The organism is Amaricoccus sp. (assembly GCF_047602525.1).
Classification (GTDB): domain Bacteria; phylum Pseudomonadota; class Alphaproteobacteria; order Rhodobacterales; family Rhodobacteraceae; genus Amaricoccus.
Window position 1 is genome coordinate 1,799,938 of sequence record NZ_JASGHB010000001.1, and the last position, 21,630, is coordinate 1,821,567.

Here is a 21,630-nt window from a genome sequence, read left to right on the forward strand (position 1 = left end):
CAACGAGCCTCCTGCCGAACCAGGCGTTCACCCCCACACCCGCCCGACGACGCCGCCGGCAGACACGCCCGCCGGACGGCCGGCGCGGCGCCGGCGCCCGGTCATGGGTCTCGCGCTCGCGGCCGCCGCGGGCCTCGGCGGCTGGCTCTGGTGGCGTGCCTTCGGCACGATGGGGCAGACGCGGACGGATTTGTCGACGGACAAATCCGCCCGCCCTCAGCGTTTCAGGCGGTGGGAGGGCCGGAGTTCTTCTCCGGCGCAGCGTGGTCGAGGCGGTCAGGCCGTGCCGAAGGCGAGGTGGACCTTCATCGAGCGGCTGCGGTCGGCCGCGGCCTCGAAGGCCGCGACGGCCTGCTCTGCCGGGTAGCCGCCGGTGACGAGGGGCGAGAGGTCCACCCGGCGGCGATTGATGAAGTCGACGGCGAGGCCGAACTCGGCGTGGAAGCGGAACGAGCCGCGGATGGCGATCTCCTTCGCCGTCACCGCGTTCATCGGCAGCGACGTCTCGGTGCCGGAGAGGCCGAGCTGCACCAGCGTCGCGCCGGGCCGCAGAACCCCGATGCCGCTCGCCACTGCACGGTCGTTGCCCGAGCACTCGAACTGCACGTCGAAGCTGCCCTTGTCGGCGCCATAGGCGGCGAGCGCGGCGGCGTCCTCCGCGACGTTGATCGTGCGGTCGGCGCCGACCTGCCCGGCGATGGCAAGCACCGGCGCCATCACGTCGGTCGCCACGATCTCGCGCGCCCCGTGCGCCCGGGCGGCGATGATGGCGAGCGCGCCGATCGGGCCGCAGCCGGTGACGAGCACCCGCTTGTCGAGGAGTGAGCCCGCCTGCGCCACCGCGTGCAGCGTCACCGCAAGCGGCTCTGCCATCGCGGCCTCGGCGCTCGAGATGCCATCCGCGATCTTGTGGCACTGGCTCGCCGATGCGACGAGCTGCTCGCGGAACGCGCCCTGGATGTGCGGGAACACCATGGCGCTGCCGTAGAAGCGCATGTGGAGGCAGTGGTTGGGCTTGCCCTCCAGGCAGTAGCGACAGGCGCCGCACGGCCGGCTGGGCGAGACGGCGACCCGGTCGCCCACCGCGAGCCCGTCGACCCCCGACCCGAGCGCGACGACCCGCCCCGCCACCTCGTGCCCGAGGATCAAGGGCTCCCTGATGCGCACGACGCCGAAGCCGCCGTGCTGGTAGTAGTGCAGGTCGGAGCCGCAGATGCCGCCGGCCTCGATGGCGACCTCCACCTCCCCTGGGCCGGCGCGCTCGGCCTCGCGGTCCTCGAGCCTGAGGTCGTGGGGGCCATGGATGACGACGGCGCGCATGGTTTCTTTCCTCCCGGCGGCAACGCTTGGTTCAGACGCTCGCCGTGATGCCGCCATCGACGTGGAGCGTGTGCCCATTGACGAAGGACGAGGCGTCGCCGGCGAGGAACACCGCCGCGCCGATCAGCTCGCCCACCTCGCCCCAGCGCGCCGCCGGCGTGCGCTTCTCGAGCCAGGCGGAGAACTCCGGGTTCTCGACCAGCGCCTTGTTGAGCGGGGTGCGGAAATATCCCGGGGCGATGGCGTTCACCTGCAGGCCGTGCCGCGCCCAGTCGGTCGCCATGCCGCGGGTGAGGTTGCGGACGGCGCCCTTGGTGGCGGTGTAGGGCGCGATGCCGGGACGGGCCAGCTCGGACTGGACCGAGGCGATGTTGATGATCTTGCCGCAGCCGCGCGCGATCATGCCGCGGGCGACCGTCTGGCTGACGTAGAAGATGCTGGAGACGTTGGTGCGGAACAGCTCGTCCCACTTGTCGAGGGGAAAGTCCTCGAGCGGGGCTCGGAACTGCATCCCGGCGTTGTTGACGAGGATGTCGATCGGCCCCGCCGCCTCGACCGCCGCCACGCCGGCCGCCACCGCGGCCGGGTCGGTCACGTCGAAGGCCGCGACCGACGCCCGGCCGCCCGTCTCGCGGATCATCGCCGCCGCCGTCTCGAGCCGCGCGACGGTGCGACCGTTCAGGATCACCTCCGCCCCGTGCGCGGCCAGTCCCTCTGCGAGGGCGAGGCCGATGCCCTGGCTCGAGCCGGTGACGAGCGCGCGGCGGCCGGTGAGGTCGAACAGTGGCGAGGTCATCGCAGGGCCTCCATCGCCGCGGCGATCCGGTCGCAGCCCTCGGCGATCACGTCGAGCGAGGTGGCGATGGACAGGCGGAAGTGCGGCGACAGCCCGTAGGCGGCGCCATGGACCGCGGCAACGCCGACCGAGTCGAGCAGGTAGCGCACGAAATCCTCGTCGGTCTCGATCAGCGCGCCGTCGGGCGTGCGCCTGCCGATCGCCCCGGGACAGCCGGGATAGAGGTAGAACGCGCCGTCGGGCTCGCGGCAGGTGAGGCCGGGCACCGCCGAGAGGCGGGCGACGGCGTAGTCGCGACGCGCGCGGTAGGCGGCGCAGGCCTCCTCGACGAAGCCCTGATTGCCCGAGAGCGCGGCGGTGGCGGCGGCCTGGCTGACCGACGACGGGCAGGACGAGATCTGCGACTGGAGCTTGTTGATCGCGGCGACGAGCGGCGCGGGGCCGGCGCCGTAGCCGAGGCGCCAGCCGGTCATGGCGTACGCCTTGGAGACGCCGTTCACCAGCAGCGTGCGTGCCTTCAGCGCCGGCACGGCGGCGGCGATCGTCGTCATCGGCTCGGAGGCGAACCAGATCTGGTCGTAGATGTCGTCGGACAGCACCCAGACGTGCGGATGGCGCAGCAGCACGGCGCCGAGGGCCTCGAGCTCCGCGCGGGAATAGGCGGCCCCGGTGGGGTTCGACGGCGAGTTGAGGATCAGCCAGCGGGTCTTCGGGGTGATGGCGGCTTCCAGCGCGGCGGGCGTCAGCTTGAAACCGCTGGCCTCCGGGCACGCGACGACGACGGGCGTGCCGTCGTTCGCCAGCGCCATGTCGGGGTAGCTGACCCAGTAGGGAGCGGGCACGATCACCTCGTCCCCCTCATCGAGCGTGGCCATCAGCGCGACGAAGAGCACCGGCTTGCCGCCGCCGCCGACCGTCACCTCGGTGTCGGCGTAGTCGAGGCCGAGGCGGCGCTTGAAGTCGGCGCGGATCGCGGCCCGGAGCGCCGGCGTGCCGTTGGTCGCGGTGTAGCGGGTGTCGCCGGCCTCGATGGCCGCATGGGCAGCGGCGCGGACCGGCTCCGGCGTGTCGAAATCGGGCTCGCCGGCGGTCATGTCGACGATGTCGCGACCCGCGGCCTTGAGTTCGCGGGCGCGCGCCGCGGCGGCAACGGTGGGCGACACGCGGATGCGGCCGACGCGGGCGGCGGCGGTGAAGACGGGGGCGTCGAGGGTGTCGCTCATCGCGTGACGGCTCCAAGGGACCAGGGTAGCGCCTCGCCGCCGCGGAAGACGACGACCGTGTCGGTGCCCGCGGCGACGGTATCGGGCGCCGTTTCCGGCCTGCGGTGCAGGGTGACGGTGCCGGTGTTCGGCGCGAGGCCGTGGAAGCGGGCGCCGTTGAGCGAGGCGAAGGCTTCCAGCCGGTCCAGGGCCCCCTCCTCGTCGAAGACCTGGGCGTAGCATTGCAGCGCGACGGGCCCGAGGAAGACGCCGGCGCAGCCGCAGGCGCTTTCCTTCGCGCCCTTCGGATGCGGGGCGGTGTCGGTGCCGAGGAAGAAGCAGGGCTCTCCCCCCGTCGCGGCCTTGCGCAGCGCCAGTCGGTGGCGCTCGCGCTTGGCGACCGGCAGGCAGTAGAGGTGCGGGCGCAGGCCGCCCTGGAAGATCGAGGTGCGGTTGATCATCAGGTGGTGGGGCGTGATCGTCGCGGCCACCCGCGGGGCGTGGGCCCGCACGATGTCGGCCGTCTCGGCGGTGGTGACGTGCTCGACGCAGACCTTCAGGCCCTGATGCCGCGCGAGGAGCGGCAGCAGTTCGGCCTCCATGAATGCGGCCTCCCGGTCGAAGATGTCGATCGCGGGATCCGTCGCCTCGCCGTGGACGAGGAGCGGCATCCCGATCCTCTCCATCCGCTCCAGCACGGGGGCGAGCGCCGGGATATCGGTCACGCCGTGGTGGGCATTGGTGGTGGCGCCGGCGGGATAGAGCTTGGCCGCGATCCAGACGCCATCGCGAAACCCCGCCTCGATCTCGTCGGGCGAGGTCGTGTCGGTGAGGTAGCAGGTCATCATCGGCCGGAAGTCCGCGCCCTCCGGCAGCGCGGCGAGGATGCGCTCGCGGTAGGCGGCGGCGACGACGGGCGTCGTCACGGGCGGCACGAGGTTCGGCATGATGATGCCCCGGGCGAACTGCGCCGCGGTCCACGGCAGCACGGCGGCGAGCATCGCCCCGTCGCGCAGGTGGATGTGCCAGTCGTCCGGCCTGGCGAGCGTGATCGAGTCGACCCTCGCCGGAGCGGGTGCGGTGAGAGTGGTCATCGGTCGGGTCCCCCGTTGCCTCGGAGTCGCGTCTAGCACCGGGACATGGCGGAAGGCAAAGGGGACGCGCGGCGGACCAGACGGCGGGCCGTCGCATCGAGCGCGCCCCGGCCCGGAATCGAGGCGGCCCCGGCGAGATCGCCGGGGCCGCTGTCGTTCGCGATCGAGGCCGGCCTCAGGCGGCGACGGGGTCGTGGACCGGCATGCCCTCGTCGTCCATCGGCACCTCGCCGTTCAGGACGGCGGTCAGGCGGTCCTGGTCGAGCTCGCCTTCCCAGCGGGCGACGACCAGCGTCGCCACCGCGTTGCCGACGAAGTTGGTGAGCGCGCGGACCTCGGACATGAAGCGGTCGACGCCGAGGATCAGCGCCATGCCGGCGACCGGGACCGAGGGCACGACCGAGAGCGTCGCGGCGAGCGTGATGAAGCCCGCGCCGGTGATGCCCGCCGCGCCCTTCGAGGAGAGCATGGCGACGAGAAGCAGCAGGATCTGATCGCCGAGCGACAGGTCGATGTTGCAGGCCTGGGCGATGAAGAGGGCGGCCAGCGTCATGTAGATGTTGGTGCCGTCGAGGTTGAACGAGTAGCCGGTCGGGACGACGAGGCCGACGACCGAGCGCTTGGCGCCGGCGAGTTCCAGCTTCTCCATCACCGAGGGGAGCGCGGCTTCCGAGGAGGAGGTGCCGAGGACGAGCAGCAGCTCTTCCTTGAGGTAGCGGATCAGCTTCAGGATGGAGAAGCCGTTCAGCCGGGCAACGGTGCCGAGAACGACGAGCACGAAGATCAGCGCGGTGAGGTAGAAGGTGCCGACCAGCATCGCGAGGTTCACCACCGAGCCGATGCCGTACTTGCCGATGGTGAAGGCCATCGCGCCGAAGGCACCGACGGGGGCGGCCTTCATCAGGATCTCGACGAGCTTGAACATCGGCGCGGTCAGGGCCGAGAGGAAGTTGTAGACCGGCTTGCCGCGGTCGCCGACGGCCGCGAGGCTGATGCCGAAGAGCACCGAGAAGAACAGCACCTGGAGGATGTCGCCCTTGGCGAAGGCGTCGACGACGGTGGTCGGGATGATGCCGGAGAGGAAGCCGACGACGGTGGTGTCGTGCGCCTTGGCGGCGTAGTCGGCGACCGCCGAGCCGTCGAGGGTCGCGGGGTCGATGTTGAGGCCCGAGCCCGGGGCGATGAAGTTGCCGACGATGAGCCCGACGATGAGGGCGAGCGTGGAGAAGGTGAGGAAGTAGGCGAACGCCTTGCCGGCCACGCGGCCGACCTTCTTCAGGTCGGACATGCCGGCGATGCCGGTGGTGACGGTCAGGAAGATCACCGGCGCGATGATCATCTTCACGAGCTTGACGAACGCGTCGCCGAGCGGCTTCAGGCTGGCACCGATCTCGGGCCAGAAGTGGCCGACGGTGATGCCGAGGACGATCGCCGTCAGGACCTGGAAATAAAGCTGGCGGTAGAATGGCTTGGGCGCAATCGCCGCGCCGGCGTGGTGGGGAATGTGCATCTCTCGCTCCTCCGCTTGTGGCCTTTTGGGGCTCTGCCCCCCGGGCGGCCCTGCCTTCAGCCAAGCAAGGCCCGTGCCAGAAAGGACCAGCCTCGGATTCACGTTTTCCCGCCGCAGGTTGGGCGAGAGGCGGCGGGCGGCGGGCGCGGGGGCCGTGCGGGATGTCGCACGGGTCGGCGCTGGTGCCGTGCGAACTTCCGCACTAGGCTTTGCCCAACGGCGGGAGGCGGAGATGTCGAGGCGAGCGAAGGCGGATCGGACATGGTCACGCCGGACCCTGGCGATGATGGTCGGGCTCGCGGTGGTGCTGGCGCTCGTCATCGCCGCCGGGCGGATGGCGCGCTCCCGCGCGGCGGTCGACCTGACGGATCGCGCCGCGGCGGCGCTGCCGCTGGCGACGGCGGCGCTGACCGGGGTGATCGAGAAACAGCGGCTGATCCCGCTCGTGCTCTCGCGCGACCCCGAGGTCATTGCGCTGCTCGCCGGAACGACCGACGCGGCCGAGCGTCGGCTCGACGCCAAGCTCGACGCCATCGCCACTGCCGCGGGGGCGTCGGTGATCTATCTGGTCGATCGCGACGGCGTGGCGATCGCCGCCTCCAATGCCGACCAGCCCGAGAGCTTCGTCGGCTCCGGCTATGCCTTCCGCGAGTACTTCACCCGCGCGATGGCCGACGGCACGGCGATGCAGTACGCGCTCGGCACGGTCAGCCACCGCCCCGGTCTCTATCTGACGCGGCGGGTCGAGAGCGTGCTGGGGCCGCTCGGCGTCGTGGTGGTGAAGGTCGAACTCGACGAACTCGAGGCCCGCTGGCGGGCGGGCGGGCTGGTCGTGGTGGCGAACGACGCGGCGGGGACGGTGGTGGCCACCACCGAGCCGGACTGGCGCTTCGGCGTCGTGCCCGACGCAAGCCCCGGCGATCGGCTGCCCATCCCGATCGCCGCGCAGCCAGACGGGCTCTATCGCGTCGACCGGCCCGGCAGCGGCGGTCCCGCGCACTATGCCGGCGCGGCGGCGCCGGTCGGTCCGGCGGCGCCCGGCTGGCGCATCGCGCTCTTCCTGCCGGCGGAGTCGGCGCTGGCCTCGGCGGCGCGGACGGGCGGGCTGACCGCGCTGCTTGCCAGCCTGCTCGCCGGGGCGGGGCTGGTCTGGCTGCAGCGACGGCAGCGCTTCGCCCGGGCGCTCGGGGTGATGAACACCGAACTGGAACGGCGGGTGGCGGAGGAGATCGCCGAGCGCGAGAACGCCGAGACCCGCGTGCGTCGCGCGCGGGAGGAGCTGGCGCAGGCAAACCGGCTGTCGATCCTCGGGCAGATCACCGCGGGCGTGGCGCACGAGATCAACCAGCCGGTCGCCGCGATCCGCACCTATGCCGAGTCGGGCCAGCAACTGCTCGACGCGGGCGAGAGCGGCGAGACGCGGGAGAACCTCGGGGCGATCGTGCGCGTCACCGAACGGATCGGCGCGATCACCCGGATGCTGCGCGGCTTTGCCCGTCGCGGCGTGGCCCCGGTCGGGCCGGTGGAGGTCGACCTGGCGATCGCCGGGGCGCTGGCACTGCTTGCCGGGCGGATCCGCGATGCGGGCGTGCGGATCGACCGCGGCCCGCCGCAGCCCGGGCTCGCGGTCGTCGCCGGACAAATCCGGCTGGAGCAGATCCTCGTCAACCTGCTGTCGAACGCCCTCGACGCGCTGCGCGGGCGGCCGGACCCGGTGATCGCCGTGTCGGTGATCGCGGCGGGGAGCCGGGTGACGATCCGGGTGCAGGACAACGGCCCCGGCCTCGATCCGAAGATGCGCGAGACACTGTTCATGCCGTTCAGCACCACGAAGGAGACCGGGCTGGGCCTCGGCCTGGTGATTTCGGCCGATCTCGCGCGCGAGTTCGGTGGCAGCCTCGGGTTCGAGCCCGGCGAGGGCCCGGGCGCCTGCTTCGTGCTGGAGCTGCCGCGGGCGGAGCCGGCCGACGGCGTGAGCGAGGCGGCGGCGTGAGCGGGGCGGGTGTCATGAGCGGGGCGGGTGGCCCGGTGGTCTTCGTCGACGACGACCCGGACCTGCGGCGGGCGACGGCGCAGATGCTGAAGCTCGCCGGCTTCGCGGTGCAGGCGTTCGAGGGCGGCGCGGCGGCGCTGGCGGCGCTGGCGACGGACTTCCCCGGACCCGTCGTCTCGGACATCCGCATGCCGGGGATGAGCGGGCTCGAGCTGTTCGAGCGGGTCCGGGCGATCGACCCGGAGATTCCGGTCATCCTCGTCACCGGCCACGCGGATGTGGATGTGGCGGTGAAGGCGGTGAAGGATGGGGTCTACGACTTCATCGCCAAGCCCTTCGACGCGGCGCGGCTGGCCGGCACGGTGGCGCGGGCGGCCGAGAAGCGGCGGCTGGTGCTCGAAAACCGCCGGCTGCGCGAGGCGGCGGCGGGGGTGCGCGACGACGGGCCGCTGGTCGGCGAGACCCCGGCCTTGGCACGGCTGCGCGACACGATCCGGCAGGTGGCGGATGCGGCGGTCGACGTGCTGGTGCTGGGCGAGACCGGCTCGGGCAAGGAGGTCGTCGCGGCGCTGCTGCACCGCTGGAGCGGGCGGAGCGGCAACTTCGTGGCGCTGAACTGCGGCGCGCTGCCCGAGACGGTGCTCGAGAGCGAGCTGTTCGGGCACGAGGCCGGCGCCTTCACCGGGGCGGCGAAGCGGCGCGTCGGGCGGATCGAGCACGCGAGCGGCGGCACGCTGTTCCTCGACGAGATCGAGTCCTGCCCGCCGGCGATCCAGGTCAAGCTCCTGCGCGTGCTGGAGACGCGCGAGGTGGAGCCGCTCGGCACCAACGAGCGGCGGCGGCTGGACCTGCGGGTGGTGGCCGCCACCAAGGTCGACCTGGGCGACCCGGCGGCGCGGGGGGATTTTCGAGCCGATCTCTACTATCGGCTGAACGTGGTGACGCTGCGCATTCCGCCGCTGCGCGAGCGCAAGGCCGATGCACCGCTGCTCTTCGCGCTGTTCGCCCGGCGCGCGGCGGAGCGGTTCGGCCGGCCGGTGCCGGCGCTGACCCCGGCGATCCGCCAGCATCTCGAACGGCACGACTGGCCCGGCAACGTGCGCGAGCTGATGCACTATGCCGACCGGGTGGCGCTGGGGCTGGAGGCGGACGCCGGCGCCGCGACGGTCGGGGAGGAGCCGGCGGGCACCCTGCCCGAGCTGGTCGACCGCTTCGAGGCGGGCGTCATCCGCGAGGCGCTGGCCCGGCACCAGGGCGACGTGCGGGCGACGGTCGAGGCGCTCGGCGTGCCGCGCAAGACGTTCTACGACAAGCTGAAGCGGCACGGCATCGTGCGCGCGGAGTATGGCGGGGACGGGGGCGGGGGCGGAGACGGGGAATGAAAGCTGACGCCGATGTGAGGCCGCGGGCGCGTGCAACGGGACCGCGGCCGGGCTATACGAGGCGGACCATGACCCGACGCACCCTCCTCGCCGCTCTCCTGCCGTTTCTCGCGCTGCTGCTGGCGCTGCCGCCCGTGGCGATGGCGCAGCAGGTCGACGCCGGCGCGATCAACGCCTATCTCACCGGGCTGCGCTCGGCGCAGGGCACGTTCCGGCAGACCAATCCGAACGGTTCGGTGCAGACGGGGACGTTCTACCTGGCAAAGCCCGGGCGGATCCGCTTCGAGTATGACAGCCCGGCGGGCGCCATGGTGATCGCGGACGGCAGCTGGGTCGGCGTGTTCGATCCGAAGTCGAACCGCAACCCGACGCGCTATCCGCTCAACTCCACGCCGCTCGGCCTGCTGCTACGCGACCGGATCAGCCTGTCGGAGCCGGGGCTGGTGCAGGGCGCGACGCGGGACGCCAGCGGGACGCAGATCACCGTGGTCGATCCGCAGAACCCCAAGGCGGGCCAGATGGTGATGCGCTTCTCGAACGATCCCGTCGCGCTCACCAGCTGGGAGATCACCACCCAGACCGGGGCGCGGACCCGGGTGGACCTGACCAGCCTGAAACCGGGCGCGACACAGGACCGGAGCCTCTTCAACATCGAGCTGGCGGCAACGGCCTACCGGCGCTGAGCCGCCCGCCAGGCCGCCCAGTCCTCGGGCGTGTCGAGATCGACCACCGCCCCCTGCCCTTCGGTCGCCACCTCGGTCACGAACTCGGCCGCGTCGCGGATCACCTCGCGCGCGCCGCGGTCGCCGGTCAGCGCGGCGAGGGTCTCGAAGAAGCGGCGGCCGAACAGGACCGGATGGCCCGGCGTGCCGTCGGCGCTGACCGCGCGGCAAAGCTCGCGCCCCTCCTCCGGGTCGAAGGCCGCGATCAGCCGGTCGATGGCGCGCGGCCCGACCTCCGGCATGTCGGCGAGCAGCACCACCACCGCGTCGGCGCGCGCCTGCACCGCGGCGAGGCCGGCGCGCAGCGAGGCGGCCATCCCCTCGGCGCAGTCGGGGGCCTCGACGACCTCGACGCCGAGGCCCGCCACCGCGTCCCGCCGGCCGGTCGCGCCGGGCGGCAGGACGACCACCGTCTCGTCGGCCTGGCTCTGCCGCGCCGCCCGGGCGACGCGCGCGAGCACCGGCTCGCCGGCGACGGGCTCGAGCAGCTTGTCGGCCCCGCGCATCCGCCGCCCCGCCCCCGCAGCGAGGACCAGCGCCGCGACCCGCGGGCGTCCGGCCGGCACCGCGCGGCCGGCACGGGGCTGCGGCCGGGCGGGGATTTCCTTCAGCAGGCCGCCGACGCCCATCCCGGCGAGATCGGCGCCCGTGACGTCGAGGCCGGCCGCCAGCCGCTCGAGCACCCAGTCGGCACCGTTCAGCGCCGGCGAGCGGGCGCAGCCGGGCAGCCCGAGCACCGGGCGGCCGCCCTGCCGGCCGAGAATGAGCAGGTTGCCGGGATCGACCGGCATCCCGAAGCGCACCAGCTCGCCGCCCGCCGCGACCAGGCCCGCCGGGCAGACGTCGCCCACGTCCGAGGTTGCCGATGCGCCGAGGACGAGCACGATCTCGCCCGCCGCGGCCGCAATGGCCGCCGCGACCGCCGCCGTCTCGTGCGCGACGGTGACGGGCGGGTCGAGCCGCTGGCCGAGCGCGGCAAGCCGGTCCGCGACCACCTGCGCGCCCTTGTCGAGCAGGCTCGGCTTCATCCCCGGCGTCTGCGTCAGGATCAGCGACACCCGCTGCGGCCGGAACGGGTGCAGGCGCAGGACGCCGGCCGATTGCAGCAGCCGGCGCACCGCGAGCCGCACCGTCTCGCCGGCGACGGCGTAGGGAATGACCTTGACCGTCGCCACCATCTGCCGCGGCGCGACCCGGGCGAAGGCCGGCAGGCTGGCGAGCGTGATGGCCGGATCGAGCGCGTTCAGCCCGTCGACCGCGGTGCGGTCCACCCGGAGGACGCCGGCGGTGGTGGCGAAGAGGTTCACCCGCCCGGTGAACGGCGCCGAGACCGACAGCCCGGCCCCCTCGCGCAGCAACGCGGCGGCGATCGCCTCGGCGGCGGCGTCCTCGCCGACGTCGCCCGGGTCGAGCCGGGCGACCGTCACCGTTTCCACCCCCGCCGCGGCCAGCGCCGCGAGATCGGCCGGGCCGAGGACGCGCCCCTTCTTCAGCCGGATCCCGCCCGCGGCGAGCCCATGCGCGAGCACCGCGCCGACCGCATCGGAGAGCGGCACCGGGCCGAAGCGCATGGCCTAGCGCCGCCGCGTTTCGGGACGGCGCAGCCGTTCCGTCACCTGGGCGAGGATCGAGACGGCGATCTCGGCGGGCGACTTCGCGCCGATGTCGGCGCCGATCGGCGCGTGGATCCGGGCGATCTCCTCCGGACGGAAGCCCTTGGCCGTGAACCGCTCGACCCGCTTCGCGTGGGTGCGCGGCGAGCCGAGGCAGCCGAGATAGAAGACCGGCGCGCGCAGCGCCGTCTCGACGGCCGGATCGTCGAGCTTCGGATCGTGGGTCAGCGTCACCACGGCGACGCGCGGGTCGAGGCCCACCTCGGCGAGCGCGGCGTCGGGCCAGTCGTGGGAAAGGTTCACCCCGGGAAAGCGGTCCGCGCTGGCAAACGCGTCGCGCGGGTCGATGACGGTCACGTCGTAGCCGGCGAGCGTCGCCATCGGCACCAGCGCCTGGGCGATGTGGACGGCGCCGACCACCGCCATGCGGAGCGGCGGGTTGTGCGTGCCGAGGAACCAGTCGCCGGCGAAATCCGCCCGATCGGCGAAGAGCGCGGCCTCGGCCTCGGGCCAGAGCGGATCGCCGGGCCCGAGCACCAGCCTGCGTTGCCAGTCGGCGGGGGTGGCGGCGGGACGGACCGCGTAGACCGCCGGCTGTCGCGCGGCGCGGGCGGCGACGAGATCGGCGAGGAGCCCGAGGTCGGGCCCCTGCCCCGTGCCGACCGGCTCGACCATCACCCGGATACGCCCGCCACAGGCGAGGCCGACGGCGAACGCCGCGTCGTCGCTCACGCCATAGTCGAGCAGCCGCGGCCGGCCGTCGGCCAGCGCCTCCAGCGCCTCGGCGACGACGGCGCCCTCGACGCAGCCGCCGGAGACCGAGCCCGCCATCTCCGCCTCGCCCGAGATGGCGAGCTGCGATCCGCGCGGCCGGGGCGCGGAGCCCCAGGTCTCGATGACGGTGGCGAGGGCGACGCCCTTGCCCGCCCGCGCCCAGGCGAGCGCGGCCTCGGGTATCTGGTCGTGTCCTGCGGGCATGGCGCGCCTCCCCTTGCGGCGGCGCGGATCATCCCTGAAGCCGCCGCCGCCCTCAAGAGCGCGCGGCAGGTTCAGAAGCGGTAGGTCGCGCCGACCAGCGCGTCGAAGGTCTGGTAGGTGGTCTTGAAGCTTGCCGTCGCGCTCGACACGTCGTTCTCGCTGGCCCCGAGGAAGCGGACCTCGCCGGACAGCGTCCAGCTCTCGTTCATCTGGTACCCGATGCCGGCGATCGCCTGATAGGCGAACTTGAAGTCGCCGCCGAGCCGGCCGCCGCCGTCCGGGTCATATTTGAAGTCGGCGGCTCCGAGGCCGACGCCGACGAACGGCCTGACCGCGCCGGCGGCGTCGATCGGCGGGAAGGTATAGACCGCGTTCGCCATGTAGGCGTTGACCGTGGTCCCGCCGGAGGCGCTGTCGGTGGCGCTGGTGGTGAGGTCTGCGTCCGCCGCGCGATAGCTGAATTCGAGTTCGATCGCCACGTTCGGCGCGACGTTGTAGCCGCCGGCGATGCCGAAGACGTAGCCCGAGTCGTAGTCGAGGCCGCTCGAGGCCGGGTCGATCGTGGTGTAGACTAGCGTGAAGCCGTCGTCCTGCGGGAGGGTGACGCCGCCGAAGACCTTGACGTAGGCGCGGCTGTTGCCGAGGCCCTGCGCCGCCGCGAAGCCGGTGCCGGCGAGGACGACGCCGGCGGCGGCGACAGCCGCGAGGCCGATGCTGGAGCGGAATGCGGACGACATGGCGGACCTCCCGGGGCTCGATGACCCGCCGATCCTACGCCGGTCGGCCACCGCCCGATGCCCCTGCCTGCGCCGGACCTGGCGATTTGCCGGCGGCTGCGTTCCCCATGCCACGCTTCCCGCGAGTGCCGGCCCTCCCGCGACGGGGGCCGGCACCCGACGGGCCGTCAGAAGTGGTAGGTGGCGCCGACGATGGCGTCGACGGTGCCGTAGGAATTCTTGAAGCCGAAGTCGTTGTTCTCGAGCGTCTGGTCGGTGATGCCGAAGTAGCGGACCTCGCCGTTCAGCGTCCATCTCGGGGTGATGTCGTAGCCGACGCCGGTGATGAACTGGTAGGCGAAGTTGTAGTCGCCATCGAGGCTGCCGAAGCCGGTGGGATTGTACTTCTGGTCGGCCGCGCCGATGCCGGCGCCGATGTAGGGCTTGAACGCGCCGTTCGGGCCGATGCCGTTGAAGGTGTAGATCGCGTTCGCCATGTAGGCGTTCGACTGCACCTCGCCATCCGCCCCGCCGCTGTTCTTCAGCGTCGCGTCGGAGTTGCGATAGGCGTACTCGAATTCCAGCGCCGTGTGCGGGTTCAGGTGGTAGCCGATCGCAGCACCGAGCACATAGCCGCTGTCGTAGTCGAGGCCGGAGCTGCTGCTGGTGCCGAGCGTCTTGTCGTTCAACTGGAAGTCGTTGTTCTGCGGGATGGTCCAGCCGCCGAAGCCCTTGAGATAGACGTCCTGGGCGCTCGACGCGCCGGCTCCGGCCACCAGCGCCGCCGTGGCGGCCGCGCCGATGATGAGTGCTGCACGTGACATCGTGGATACCCCTTCAATCGATGACGCGCCTGAACATAGGCCTGTCGGGCGCGGACGGAAGACACGACCCCGGGAAGTCGACGGGATGTGATCGCGCGCCGTCGAAGGGCGGCCGCGCGGGCCCGAATGCGACCAAATGCCGATCCGGGACCCATTGTGGCGGGGCGCGCGGACCCGGTATGCTGTCGTCCGCACGGCCGGCATCTGCCGGACGGAGGGAACGCCAGCCAAGGAAAGCCCGCAATGCTCATCCGGACCCTGCTCGCCACGGCCCTCGCCGGCCTCGTCGCCCTGCCGGCGCTGGCTCAGGACGACCTCGTCGCCGCGGGCGAAAAGGTCTTCAAGAAGTGTGCCGCCTGCCACGCCGTGGGCGAGGGCGCGAAGGACCGGGTCGGTCCGTCGCTCAACGGCCTCATCGGCCGCACCGCGGGCACCGAGGAAGGCTTCAAGTACTCGCCCGCCATGGTGAAGGCCGGCGAGAGCGGCATCGTCTGGGGGCCCGACACCCTCGACACCTACCTCGCCGATCCGAAGGCCGACGTGCCGGGCAACAAGATGGCGTTCCCCGGCCTGAAGAACGAGGATGACCGCAAGGCCGTGATCGCCTACATCCAGTCCAAGTGCTGCTCCTGACGCCTGCGCCGCCTGCTCGCGCGGGCGCGCGTCACAGGATGAAGTCCGCCGCCGCATAGCTGGCGGCGGCCACCGCGCCGTCGGCGATCGCAAGCTCGAACTCGATCGCAGCGTCGCCGTCGGTGTTGCCCCGGATCACGGTGATGCCGGCGGAGTTGACCGCCCAGACATGACCGCGGCCGGTGCCGCCCCGGACGAACGTCTGGTTGCCGGCCAACGTCGCGTCGGCGTCGATTGCAGACACATCAATCCGGTCGCCGAGCGCCGCTCCCGCCCCCTCGAACGCCGCGGCGCCATCGCCGCCCGCGAGCGTGTCGGCGCCCGACCCCGTTGCCGCGTTCTCGATCGAGGCGAAACGCTCGGTCGCCCAACCCTGACCCGGGAAGCTCGCCTGCGCCGCGGCGAGATCGACCCGCACCGGCGTGGTGTTCGAGGTGCAGAGCACCATGTCGCGGCCATCGCCACCGTCGAACACGTCCTTCCCCGCGCCACCATCGAGCAAGTCGTCGCCCGTGCCGCCGAGGATCGTGTCGACACCACCGGCCCCGTGGATCTCGTTCGATCCCTCGCCGCCGGCGATGAGGTTGGCGAGGGCGGTGCCGGTAACAACGCTGCTCTGATACGAATATACCACGGTCTGGGTATTGTAGTCGTAAAACTGTTCCCGCATGTCGAAAATGTTCATCGTTTCGACGTTATCGGCCATGACATAGACATTATCATAGTAGCTGTAGTGATAGAAATTGATCTCGACGGTATCCTGCCCCTCGCCCGCTGCCTCGATGATGTTGGCATCGTTGGTAATGCGATACACATCGTTGCCGACACCGCCGGCGAGCGTCAGGTGCCCATCACCGCCGGACATCGTGTCGTCTCCGCCCAGCCCGTAGAATGATCCGGCGCCCCACCGCGCCTCCATCACATCCGCGCCCGTGCCGCCAAGAGCGAGTCGTAGCCGCCGCCGCCGTCAATGGTGTCGTTGCCGCCGAGGCCGTGGATCACATCGCTGAGGTCGCTCGGCCGGGCACCGTCGGGATCGGCTGTCACACTGGCGGACACTGTGCCCGGCGTGATCGTCTCGCTGAAATCCGTTCCGGTGAATGTCGCCATCTTTCCCTTCCTCCCCAATGCACGGGGGGCGGAAGAGCGTCGGCATGCCAGGCGAGGTCCACGTGCGGGCGCATCACCCGGCAGGTCGTCGTTCCACCCCTCCGGCCGAGACTACCACGTCGCGGCAACGCCGTCAGGCGCCGTCGCGGGCGGGTCTCGGGGACGCACGCCGCTTGCCCGACACGGGCGGCGCGTGTAGGACGGCCGGCCATGAGCCTCAATCCGCCCGACCTGCGCCCCGACCGGGCGCCCGCGCCCCGTTTCGACGCCGCCGCCCGCCCCGGCCAGCCGCGCGTCGGCATGGTCAGCCTCGGCTGCCCCAAGGCGCTGGTCGACAGCGAGCGCATCCTCACGCGCCTGCGCGCCGAGGGGTATGCGATCTCGCCCGACTATGCCGGCGCCGACGCGGTGATCGTCAACACCTGCGGCTTTCTCGATTCGGCCCGCGCCGAGAGCCTCGAGGCCATCGGCGAGGCGCTGGCCGACAACGGCCGGGTCATCGTCACCGGCTGCCTCGGCGCGGAGGAGCACCTGATCCGCGGCGCGCATCCGACGGTGCTCGCCGTCACCGGGCCGCACCAGTACGAGGCGGTGCTCGACGCGGTGCACGCCGCCGTACCGCCCGCACCCGATCCGTTCGTCGACCTGCTGCCGGCCTCGGCGGTCCACCTGACGCCGCGGCACTACAGTTACCTCAAGATTTCCGAGGGCTGTAACCACAAGTGCAAGTTCTGCATCATCCCCGACATGCGCGGCCGTCTGGTCTCGCGCCCGGTGAATGCGGTGCTGCGCGAGGCGGAGAAGCTGGTGGCGGCGGGCGTGCGCGAGCTGCTGGTCATCAGCCAGGACACCTCGGCCTACGGCGTCGACCGCCGCCACGACGCGCATCCGTGGCAGGGCCGCGAGGTCCGCTCCCACATCACCGATCTCGCCCGCGAGCTGGGGCAGCTCGGCGCCTGGGTCCGGCTGCATTACGTCTATCCGTATCCGCATGTGCGCGAGCTGATCCCGCTGATGGGCGAGGGGGGCGTGCTGCCCTATCTCGACATCCCGTTCCAGCACTCGCACCCGGACGTGCTGCGGCGGATGGCCCGGCCGGCGGCGAGCGCCCGGACCCTCGACGAGATCGCCCGCTGGCGGGCCGACTGCCCGGAGATCACCCTGCGCTCGACCTTCATCGTCGGCTATCCCGGCGAGACCGAGGCGGAGTTCCAGCATCTGCTCGACTGGCTCGGCGAGGCGCGGCTGGACCGGGTCGGCTGTTTCCGCTTCGAGAACGTCGCCGGCGCCCGGGCGAACGCGCTGCCCGACCAGGTGCCGGAGGACGTGAAGGAAGATCGCTGGCAGCGCTTCATGGAGACCGCTGCGGCGATCAGCGCCGAGAAGCTCGCCACCCGTGTCGGCAGCCGGATCGAGGTGATCGTCGACGAGGTGGACGACGAGGCGGCGACGTGCCGGACCAGAGGCGACGCGCCGGAGATCGACGGCCACCTCTACATCGACGAGGGATTCGAGCGGCTCAAGCCCGGAGACATCGTGCCGGTCGAGGTCGAGGAAAGCGACGCCTACGACCTGTGGGGGCGCGTGGCGGGCTGACCTCCCGGTGCCGGAGCCGGAGCCGCAGCCGGCCACAGGACTCAACTTGGCGTTGTTGAGGCGCAGGTCGCGCTTGTTCTGTGCTCCCATAGGTTGTATTCCAAACTGAGAGACGCGCCCATCCGGAAGACGCGAGCCGCGATGACGAAGTTTGACTGCAATCAGTTCGCGGATGCCCTGTTCCGCCTCCTCGGGGACGCCGACCTGCGTGCGGCGGGGATCTTCCTTGCGGGGCGCTCCGGCGCGGAACTGGTTGCCGCCACTCCGGAACTTCGCGCGCTGAGCGCGGTCGATCCGGTGAATGCCCCGCCGTTGCCACCGCCGACCGCGGCCCCCTCGCTTGTCGAGCCCTCGGCCTTCGGCCTCTCATGCGATTTCGCCGCGCTGGTGCCGATCCTGCGCTCGCCCCGGGAAACCGCGGGCTACCTTCTTGTCGCGGATGCCCGCCGCCGCCGCCTCGGCTCGAAGCTCGGTCGCCGCCTGATCGACGCGGCGACGCTCGCGGGGGCCCTCGTCCCCCCACCACCGGATCCCCTCCTCCCCACCGCCCGGGCTTCCGACGCCGACCTCGGCCCGTCTCCCGTCCGCAGTCCGGTGCGCTCGCGCGCACAGGCGCACCGCCTGGTCGAGACCGCGCTGCGCCAGGCCGGCGGCGCCCTGGCCCTGACAGTGATGATCCTCGACATCGACCGCTTCCGGTCGGTCAACGACGCCCTCGGGGCGACGGCGGGCGATGCGGTGCTCGCGGTCACGGGCTCGCGCCTGCAACAGGCGATCGGCCCCGACGACCGGCTGGTCCGCCTCGAGGGAGATCGCTTCGCGATCGTTGCTCAGCGTCCTCCCGACGGGCTGCAGGCGCTCGCCCACGCGCTGCTCGGGGCGGTGTCCGAGCCACTGGTGCTGCGCGGGCGCACGCTGGCGATCCAGGCGCGCATCGGCATGGTCACGGGTGCGCACGGCCCCCGCAGCGCCACGGCCCTGCTCGGGCAGGCGGAGAGCGCGCTGCGCCGCGCCAAGTCGGAGGGCCGGGAGCGCTGCGTCGTCCACGAGCCGACCGAGGCGGCGCTGTCGCTCGACAAGAGCCGGCTCGAGCTCGATCTCGCCCACGCGGCGGAACGGGGCGAACTCTATCTCGTCTATCAGCCCTATGTGGACCTGACGGATGGATCGGTCAGCGGCGCCGAGGCGCTGATCCGCTGGCGCCATCCGACGCGGGGCGAGTTGCAGCCGCTGTCCTTCATCCCGATGGCCGAGGCGACCGGCCTCATCCTGCCGCTCGGCCGCTGGGCCTTGCGCGCGGCACTGGCCCGCGCGGCGGACTGGCCCGCGTCGACCACGCTGTCGGTCAACATCTCGCCGTTGCAGTTCCACCAGAGCGGCTTCCTCGCCGACGTCGACAGCGCGCTGGCCGACACCGGCTTTCCGCCCGAGCGGCTCGAGCTCGAGATCACCGAGACGGTGCTCATGCGCGACAACCCCGACACCACGGGGCAGCTTCGCGCGCTCATCAACCGCGGAATCCGCATCGCCCTCGACGACTTCGGCACCGGCTACAGCGCGCTTGCCTACCTCGCCCGGCTGCCGCACCACCGCATCAAGCTCGACAAGTCCTTCGTCCAGGACCTCGGCAACCCGGCGACCGCCGAACTGATCCGCGCGATCATCTCGCTCGCCCGCGCCCAGGGGATCGCCGTCACCGCAGAGGGCGTCGAGCGGGACGAGCACCTGTCGCTGGTGCGCCGGGCCGGCTTCACCCACGCCCAGGGCTATGCCATGGGGGCGCCGACCGTCGATCCGCCGGCCCTCGCGGCGCCGGCATCGCACGCTTCCGCCTCCTGACGCGCTTCGGATCGCCCGCCGGGGGCGTTCGGCGGTGAACCGAAGGTTCTGCGCCGCAATGCCGCCGAAATTCGCCCCGCTTGCCAGCGGCGCATCCCGCCCCTATAGCACCCGCCAATCCTGCACACGACGGAACCCCTCCCGATGCCCAAGATCAACGGCAACGAAATTCGCCCCGGCTACATCCTCGAGCACGACGGCGGCCTCTGGGTCGCGGTCAAGGTCGCGCACGTGAAGCCCGGCAAGGGCGGCGCCTTTGCTCAGGTCGAGATGAAGAACATCCGCGACAACCGCAAGCTCAACGAGCGGTTCCGCTCGGCGGACAAGGTGGAGCGCGTCCGCCTCGACCAGAAGGACCAGCAGTTCCTCTACGAGTCCGACGGGCTCCTGCACTTCATGGATGCCGAGACGTTCGAGCAGGTGACGATCCCCGCCGACATCTTCGGCGAGCGCCGGCCGTTCCTGCAGGATGGCATGACGATCCTGGTGGAATACTACGAGGACGAGGCGCTGAACGCCCAGCTGCCCGACAAGGTGACCTGCACCATCGTCGAGACCGAGCCGGCGGTGAAGGGCCAGACGGCGGCCAACAGCTTCAAGCCCGCGATCCTCGACAACGGCGTGCGCATCATGATCCCGCCCTTCGTCGGCGAGGGCGAGGCGGTGATCGTCTCGACCGAGACGATGGAGTACGTCGAGCGCGCCTGATCCGGGCGCGCTCCGGCCCGTTGCGGCCCCCTGTCCCGCATGTCACCCTTCCTGCGGCCGGAGGGGCGGCAGCGACGGGGCGCGACGGGTGCAGGACGACGAGACGCCGGGGGGGAAGCTGCTCGCCGAGGTGGTCCGGCTCTGGCTGCCGATCATCGTCTCGCTCTGCGCCATCGGCCTGACGGTGTTCCAGGCCATGACCACCCGGCGACACGCGCGGCTCAGCGTCCAGCCGCGGCTGGAATGGCGCATCGAGCAGGACACCCGCAGCGAGACGTTCGAGGTCTCGGTGGTCAACGTCGGTCTCGGGCCTGCCATCCTGCGCGCCGTGGCGATCACCGTCGACGGCGACCCGAAGCGCCTCGCGGATCTCGCGGCCTGCGATGCGGTCAGCGCGGCGCTCGGGCGCGCGCCGCAGGATTTCGACGCCACCTGCTTCGTGCAGTCGACCCGAGCGCGTCGTGCGGGCCGGCGACGAACTGGTGCTCTACCGGAGCGAGCCCGCGCCCGGGCGCCCGGACACGGGCGGCGACGGCCCGCTGACCGACTCTACCGGCGCTTCGCCGTGACCGGCCGCTACTGCTCGTTCTACGAAGAGTGCTGGCCGATCGAGACGCCCTGACCTTGCCGCCCGGACGCGGTTCACCCATGGTGAGCCCGGCTCTCAGCCGCCAGTTGCAGATCCGACCCGAGGCTATCTCCATGCGCTGCCTTTTCGCCACTCTCCTCCTGGCCCTGTCCTGCGCGACCCTGCCCGCGGCCGCCGCCGATCTGCCCGACCTCGGCGGGCGCAAGGTGGTGGTGGCGAGCGAGAACGCCTATCCGCCGCTGCAGTTCATCGACCACTCCGGCAAGGCGGTCGGCTGGGAATACGACGCGCTCGCCGCCATCGCGAAGCGGCTCGACCTCGAGGTGAGCTTTCGGACGCTGCCGTGGGACAGCATGATTCCGGCCGTCGCCGCCGGTCAGGTCGACGTGGGGATGGACGGCATCACCATCCGCGACGACCGGCGCGACAAGGTGGATTTCTCCGATCCCTACATGCGTTCGGAGATGGTGATGCTGGTGCGCGCCGACGAGACGCGGTTCTCCGATGCCGCCGGTTTCGTGCAGACCCCGGACGCCCTCGTCGGCAGCCAGGCCGGGACGACGGCATTCTATGTCGTGGTCTACGACCTGCTGGACGGCAACGAGGCGAACCGCCGGATCAAGCTCTACGAGACCTTCTCGGACAGCCTGACGGCGCTGGAGGCCGGGACCATCGACATGGTTCTGACCAATTCGGCCGCCGGTCACGGCTATGTCCTCGCCCATCCCGACCGCCTGAAGATCGTCGGCGACGCGCTCGGCACCGAGGACTTCGGATTTATCTTTCCCAAGGGATCCGACCTTGTGGCGCCGTTCAACGCGGCGATCGCGGCGCTGAAGGCCGATGGAACGTTAAAAGGACTGGATCAGACCTGGTTCGTCGAGCGCGAAACAGCCGAGTGACAGGCTGCAGAAATATCCAATTAACGTATTAACTTCATTAACCTTTTATGGTCGTTCATCGACATTTAACCTCCTCGTTGCTTCAAATAGCGCGGACTATCCT

The 21,630-nt window shown here is 71.6% G+C and carries 20 protein-coding genes; 9 read left to right on the forward strand and 11 right to left on the reverse strand.

What is annotated here, in order from left to right:
- Positions 1-276: 276 nt before the first annotated feature.
- The 5 genes from QM699_RS09385 to QM699_RS09405 form a co-directional block, all read right to left on the reverse strand.
- The gene (locus QM699_RS09385) at positions 277-1,320 is read right to left on the reverse strand and encodes an L-idonate 5-dehydrogenase (RefSeq protein ID WP_415010877.1); all 1,044 of its coding nucleotides are present in this window, start codon (positions 1,318-1,320) and stop codon (positions 277-279) included.
- A gap of 31 nt (positions 1,321-1,351) precedes the next feature.
- On the reverse strand, positions 1,352-2,116 hold the full coding sequence (locus QM699_RS09390) for an SDR family oxidoreductase (protein WP_415010878.1): 765 nt from the start codon (positions 2,114-2,116) through the stop codon (positions 1,352-1,354).
- Positions 2,113-3,339, reverse strand: a complete 1,227-nt coding sequence (locus QM699_RS09395; protein ID WP_415010879.1) for an aspartate transaminase — start codon at positions 3,337-3,339, stop codon at positions 2,113-2,115. Before QM699_RS09395 ends, QM699_RS09390 begins: the two co-directional genes overlap by 4 nt.
- Positions 3,336-4,412 carry a dihydroorotase gene (gene pyrC, locus QM699_RS09400; RefSeq protein WP_415010880.1) on the reverse strand — a complete coding sequence of 359 codons (1,077 nt, stop codon included), beginning with the start codon at positions 4,410-4,412 and terminating at the stop codon, positions 3,336-3,338. The genes QM699_RS09395 and pyrC overlap by 4 nt, the downstream gene beginning before the upstream one ends.
- Before the next feature lie 175 nt (positions 4,413-4,587).
- On the reverse strand, positions 4,588-5,922 hold the full coding sequence (locus tag QM699_RS09405) for a dicarboxylate/amino acid:cation symporter (protein WP_415010881.1): 1,335 nt from the start codon (positions 5,920-5,922) through the stop codon (positions 4,588-4,590).
- Between the two features lie 232 nt (positions 5,923-6,154).
- On the opposite strand from QM699_RS09405, the gene QM699_RS09410 reads away from it, so the two are divergent.
- From QM699_RS09410 to QM699_RS09420, 3 genes are all read left to right on the forward strand, one after another.
- A complete protein-coding gene (locus QM699_RS09410) occupies positions 6,155-7,915 on the forward strand; it encodes an ATP-binding protein (RefSeq protein ID WP_415010882.1) in 1,761 nt (586 codons plus the stop codon).
- Positions 7,912-9,297, forward strand: coding sequence for a sigma-54-dependent transcriptional regulator (locus QM699_RS09415; protein WP_415010883.1), 1,386 nt, complete (start codon positions 7,912-7,914; stop codon positions 9,295-9,297). The genes QM699_RS09410 and QM699_RS09415 overlap by 4 nt, the downstream gene beginning before the upstream one ends.
- A 68-nt stretch (positions 9,298-9,365) precedes the next feature.
- A complete protein-coding gene (locus tag QM699_RS09420) occupies positions 9,366-9,980 on the forward strand; it encodes a LolA family protein (RefSeq protein WP_415010884.1) in 615 nt (204 codons plus the stop codon).
- Here QM699_RS09420 and QM699_RS09425 read toward each other — a convergent pair.
- The 4 genes from QM699_RS09425 to QM699_RS09440 form a co-directional block, all read right to left on the reverse strand.
- The gene (locus QM699_RS09425; protein ID WP_415010885.1) at positions 9,968-11,590 is read right to left on the reverse strand and encodes an NTP transferase domain-containing protein; all 1,623 of its coding nucleotides are present in this window, start codon (positions 11,588-11,590) and stop codon (positions 9,968-9,970) included. The two genes, QM699_RS09420 and QM699_RS09425, sit on opposite strands and share 13 nt — an antisense overlap.
- Before the next feature lie 3 nt (positions 11,591-11,593).
- Positions 11,594-12,610 carry an XdhC family protein gene (locus QM699_RS09430; protein ID WP_415010886.1) on the reverse strand — a complete coding sequence of 339 codons (1,017 nt, stop codon included), beginning with the start codon at positions 12,608-12,610 and terminating at the stop codon, positions 11,594-11,596.
- Positions 12,611-12,681: 71 nt separating this feature from the next.
- Positions 12,682-13,347: an outer membrane protein gene (locus QM699_RS09435; protein ID WP_415010887.1), complete on the reverse strand. Its 666-nt coding sequence runs from the start codon at positions 13,345-13,347 to the stop codon at positions 12,682-12,684.
- A 167-nt stretch (positions 13,348-13,514) separates the two neighbouring features.
- Complete coding sequence (locus tag QM699_RS09440) at positions 13,515-14,150, reverse strand: outer membrane protein (RefSeq protein WP_415010888.1); 636 nt, start codon at positions 14,148-14,150, stop codon at positions 13,515-13,517.
- A 243-nt stretch (positions 14,151-14,393) separates the two neighbouring features.
- On the opposite strand from QM699_RS09440, the gene QM699_RS09445 reads away from it, so the two are divergent.
- Positions 14,394-14,783: a c-type cytochrome gene (locus tag QM699_RS09445; protein ID WP_415010889.1), complete on the forward strand. Its 390-nt coding sequence runs from the start codon at positions 14,394-14,396 to the stop codon at positions 14,781-14,783.
- Positions 14,784-14,814: 31 nt separating this feature from the next.
- On the opposite strand, the gene QM699_RS09450 is transcribed toward QM699_RS09445, so the two are convergent.
- Both QM699_RS09450 and QM699_RS09455 read right to left on the reverse strand, forming a co-directional pair.
- Positions 14,815-15,648: a calcium-binding protein gene (locus QM699_RS09450; protein ID WP_415010890.1), complete on the reverse strand. Its 834-nt coding sequence runs from the start codon at positions 15,646-15,648 to the stop codon at positions 14,815-14,817.
- Between the two features lie 53 nt (positions 15,649-15,701).
- The gene (locus tag QM699_RS09455; protein WP_415010891.1) at positions 15,702-15,893 is read right to left on the reverse strand and encodes a hypothetical protein; all 192 of its coding nucleotides are present in this window, start codon (positions 15,891-15,893) and stop codon (positions 15,702-15,704) included.
- A gap of 210 nt (positions 15,894-16,103) precedes the next feature.
- Here QM699_RS09455 and rimO point away from each other — a divergent pair, with 210 nt between their 5' ends.
- The 5 genes from rimO (at position 16,104) to QM699_RS09480 (ending at position 21,527) form a co-directional block, all read left to right on the forward strand.
- The gene (rimO, locus tag QM699_RS09460; RefSeq protein WP_415010892.1) at positions 16,104-17,489 is read left to right on the forward strand and encodes a 30S ribosomal protein S12 methylthiotransferase RimO; all 1,386 of its coding nucleotides are present in this window, start codon (positions 16,104-16,106) and stop codon (positions 17,487-17,489) included.
- A 141-nt stretch (positions 17,490-17,630) separates the two neighbouring features.
- Positions 17,631-19,328: a putative bifunctional diguanylate cyclase/phosphodiesterase gene (locus QM699_RS09465; protein WP_415010893.1), complete on the forward strand. Its 1,698-nt coding sequence runs from the start codon at positions 17,631-17,633 to the stop codon at positions 19,326-19,328.
- A 144-nt stretch (positions 19,329-19,472) separates the two neighbouring features.
- Positions 19,473-20,036: an elongation factor P gene (efp, locus tag QM699_RS09470; protein WP_415010894.1), complete on the forward strand. Its 564-nt coding sequence runs from the start codon at positions 19,473-19,475 to the stop codon at positions 20,034-20,036.
- Between the two features lie 88 nt (positions 20,037-20,124).
- A complete protein-coding gene (locus QM699_RS09475; protein ID WP_415010895.1) occupies positions 20,125-20,658 on the forward strand; it encodes a hypothetical protein in 534 nt (177 codons plus the stop codon).
- Between the two features lie 80 nt (positions 20,659-20,738).
- Positions 20,739-21,527 (forward strand): transporter substrate-binding domain-containing protein, encoded by a 789-nt coding sequence (locus tag QM699_RS09480; RefSeq protein ID WP_415010896.1) that lies wholly within the window; start codon positions 20,739-20,741, stop codon positions 21,525-21,527.
- The last annotated feature ends 103 nt before the right edge of the window (positions 21,528-21,630 follow it).

What these genes read in the sequence shown, in the direction of transcription:
- QM699_RS09385 (WP_415010877.1), bottom strand. Translation starts at nt 1,320, where the DNA reads ATGCGCGCCGTCGTCATCCATGGCCCCCACGACCTCAGGCTCGAGGAC.
- QM699_RS09390 (WP_415010878.1), bottom strand. Translation starts at nt 2,116, where the DNA reads ATGACCTCGCCACTGTTCGACCTCACCGGCCGCCGCGCGCTCGTCACC.
- QM699_RS09395 (WP_415010879.1), bottom strand. Translation starts at nt 3,339, where the DNA reads ATGAGCGACACCCTCGACGCCCCCGTCTTCACCGCCGCCGCCCGCGTC.
- pyrC (WP_415010880.1), bottom strand. Translation starts at nt 4,412, where the DNA reads ATGACCACTCTCACCGCACCCGCTCCGGCGAGGGTCGACTCGATCACG.
- QM699_RS09405 (WP_415010881.1), bottom strand. Translation starts at nt 5,922, where the DNA reads ATGCACATTCCCCACCACGCCGGCGCGGCGATTGCGCCCAAGCCATTC.
- QM699_RS09410 (WP_415010882.1), top strand. Translation starts at nt 6,155, where the DNA reads ATGTCGAGGCGAGCGAAGGCGGATCGGACATGGTCACGCCGGACCCTG.
- QM699_RS09420 (WP_415010884.1), top strand. Translation starts at nt 9,366, where the DNA reads ATGACCCGACGCACCCTCCTCGCCGCTCTCCTGCCGTTTCTCGCGCTG.
- QM699_RS09425 (WP_415010885.1), bottom strand. Translation starts at nt 11,590, where the DNA reads ATGCGCTTCGGCCCGGTGCCGCTCTCCGATGCGGTCGGCGCGGTGCTC.
- QM699_RS09430 (WP_415010886.1), bottom strand. Translation starts at nt 12,610, where the DNA reads ATGCCCGCAGGACACGACCAGATACCCGAGGCCGCGCTCGCCTGGGCG.
- QM699_RS09435 (WP_415010887.1), bottom strand. Translation starts at nt 13,347, where the DNA reads ATGTCGTCCGCATTCCGCTCCAGCATCGGCCTCGCGGCTGTCGCCGCC.
- QM699_RS09440 (WP_415010888.1), bottom strand. Translation starts at nt 14,150, where the DNA reads ATGTCACGTGCAGCACTCATCATCGGCGCGGCCGCCACGGCGGCGCTG.
- QM699_RS09445 (WP_415010889.1), top strand. Translation starts at nt 14,394, where the DNA reads ATGCTCATCCGGACCCTGCTCGCCACGGCCCTCGCCGGCCTCGTCGCC.
- QM699_RS09450 (WP_415010890.1), bottom strand. Translation starts at nt 15,648, where the DNA reads ATGTCCGGCGGTGATGGGCACCTGACGCTCGCCGGCGGTGTCGGCAAC.
- QM699_RS09455 (WP_415010891.1), bottom strand. Translation starts at nt 15,893, where the DNA reads ATGGCGACATTCACCGGAACGGATTTCAGCGAGACGATCACGCCGGGC.
- rimO (WP_415010892.1), top strand. Translation starts at nt 16,104, where the DNA reads ATGAGCCTCAATCCGCCCGACCTGCGCCCCGACCGGGCGCCCGCGCCC.
- QM699_RS09465 (WP_415010893.1), top strand. Translation starts at nt 17,631, where the DNA reads ATGACGAAGTTTGACTGCAATCAGTTCGCGGATGCCCTGTTCCGCCTC.
- efp (WP_415010894.1), top strand. Translation starts at nt 19,473, where the DNA reads ATGCCCAAGATCAACGGCAACGAAATTCGCCCCGGCTACATCCTCGAG.
- QM699_RS09480 (WP_415010896.1), top strand. Translation starts at nt 20,739, where the DNA reads ATGCGCTGCCTTTTCGCCACTCTCCTCCTGGCCCTGTCCTGCGCGACC.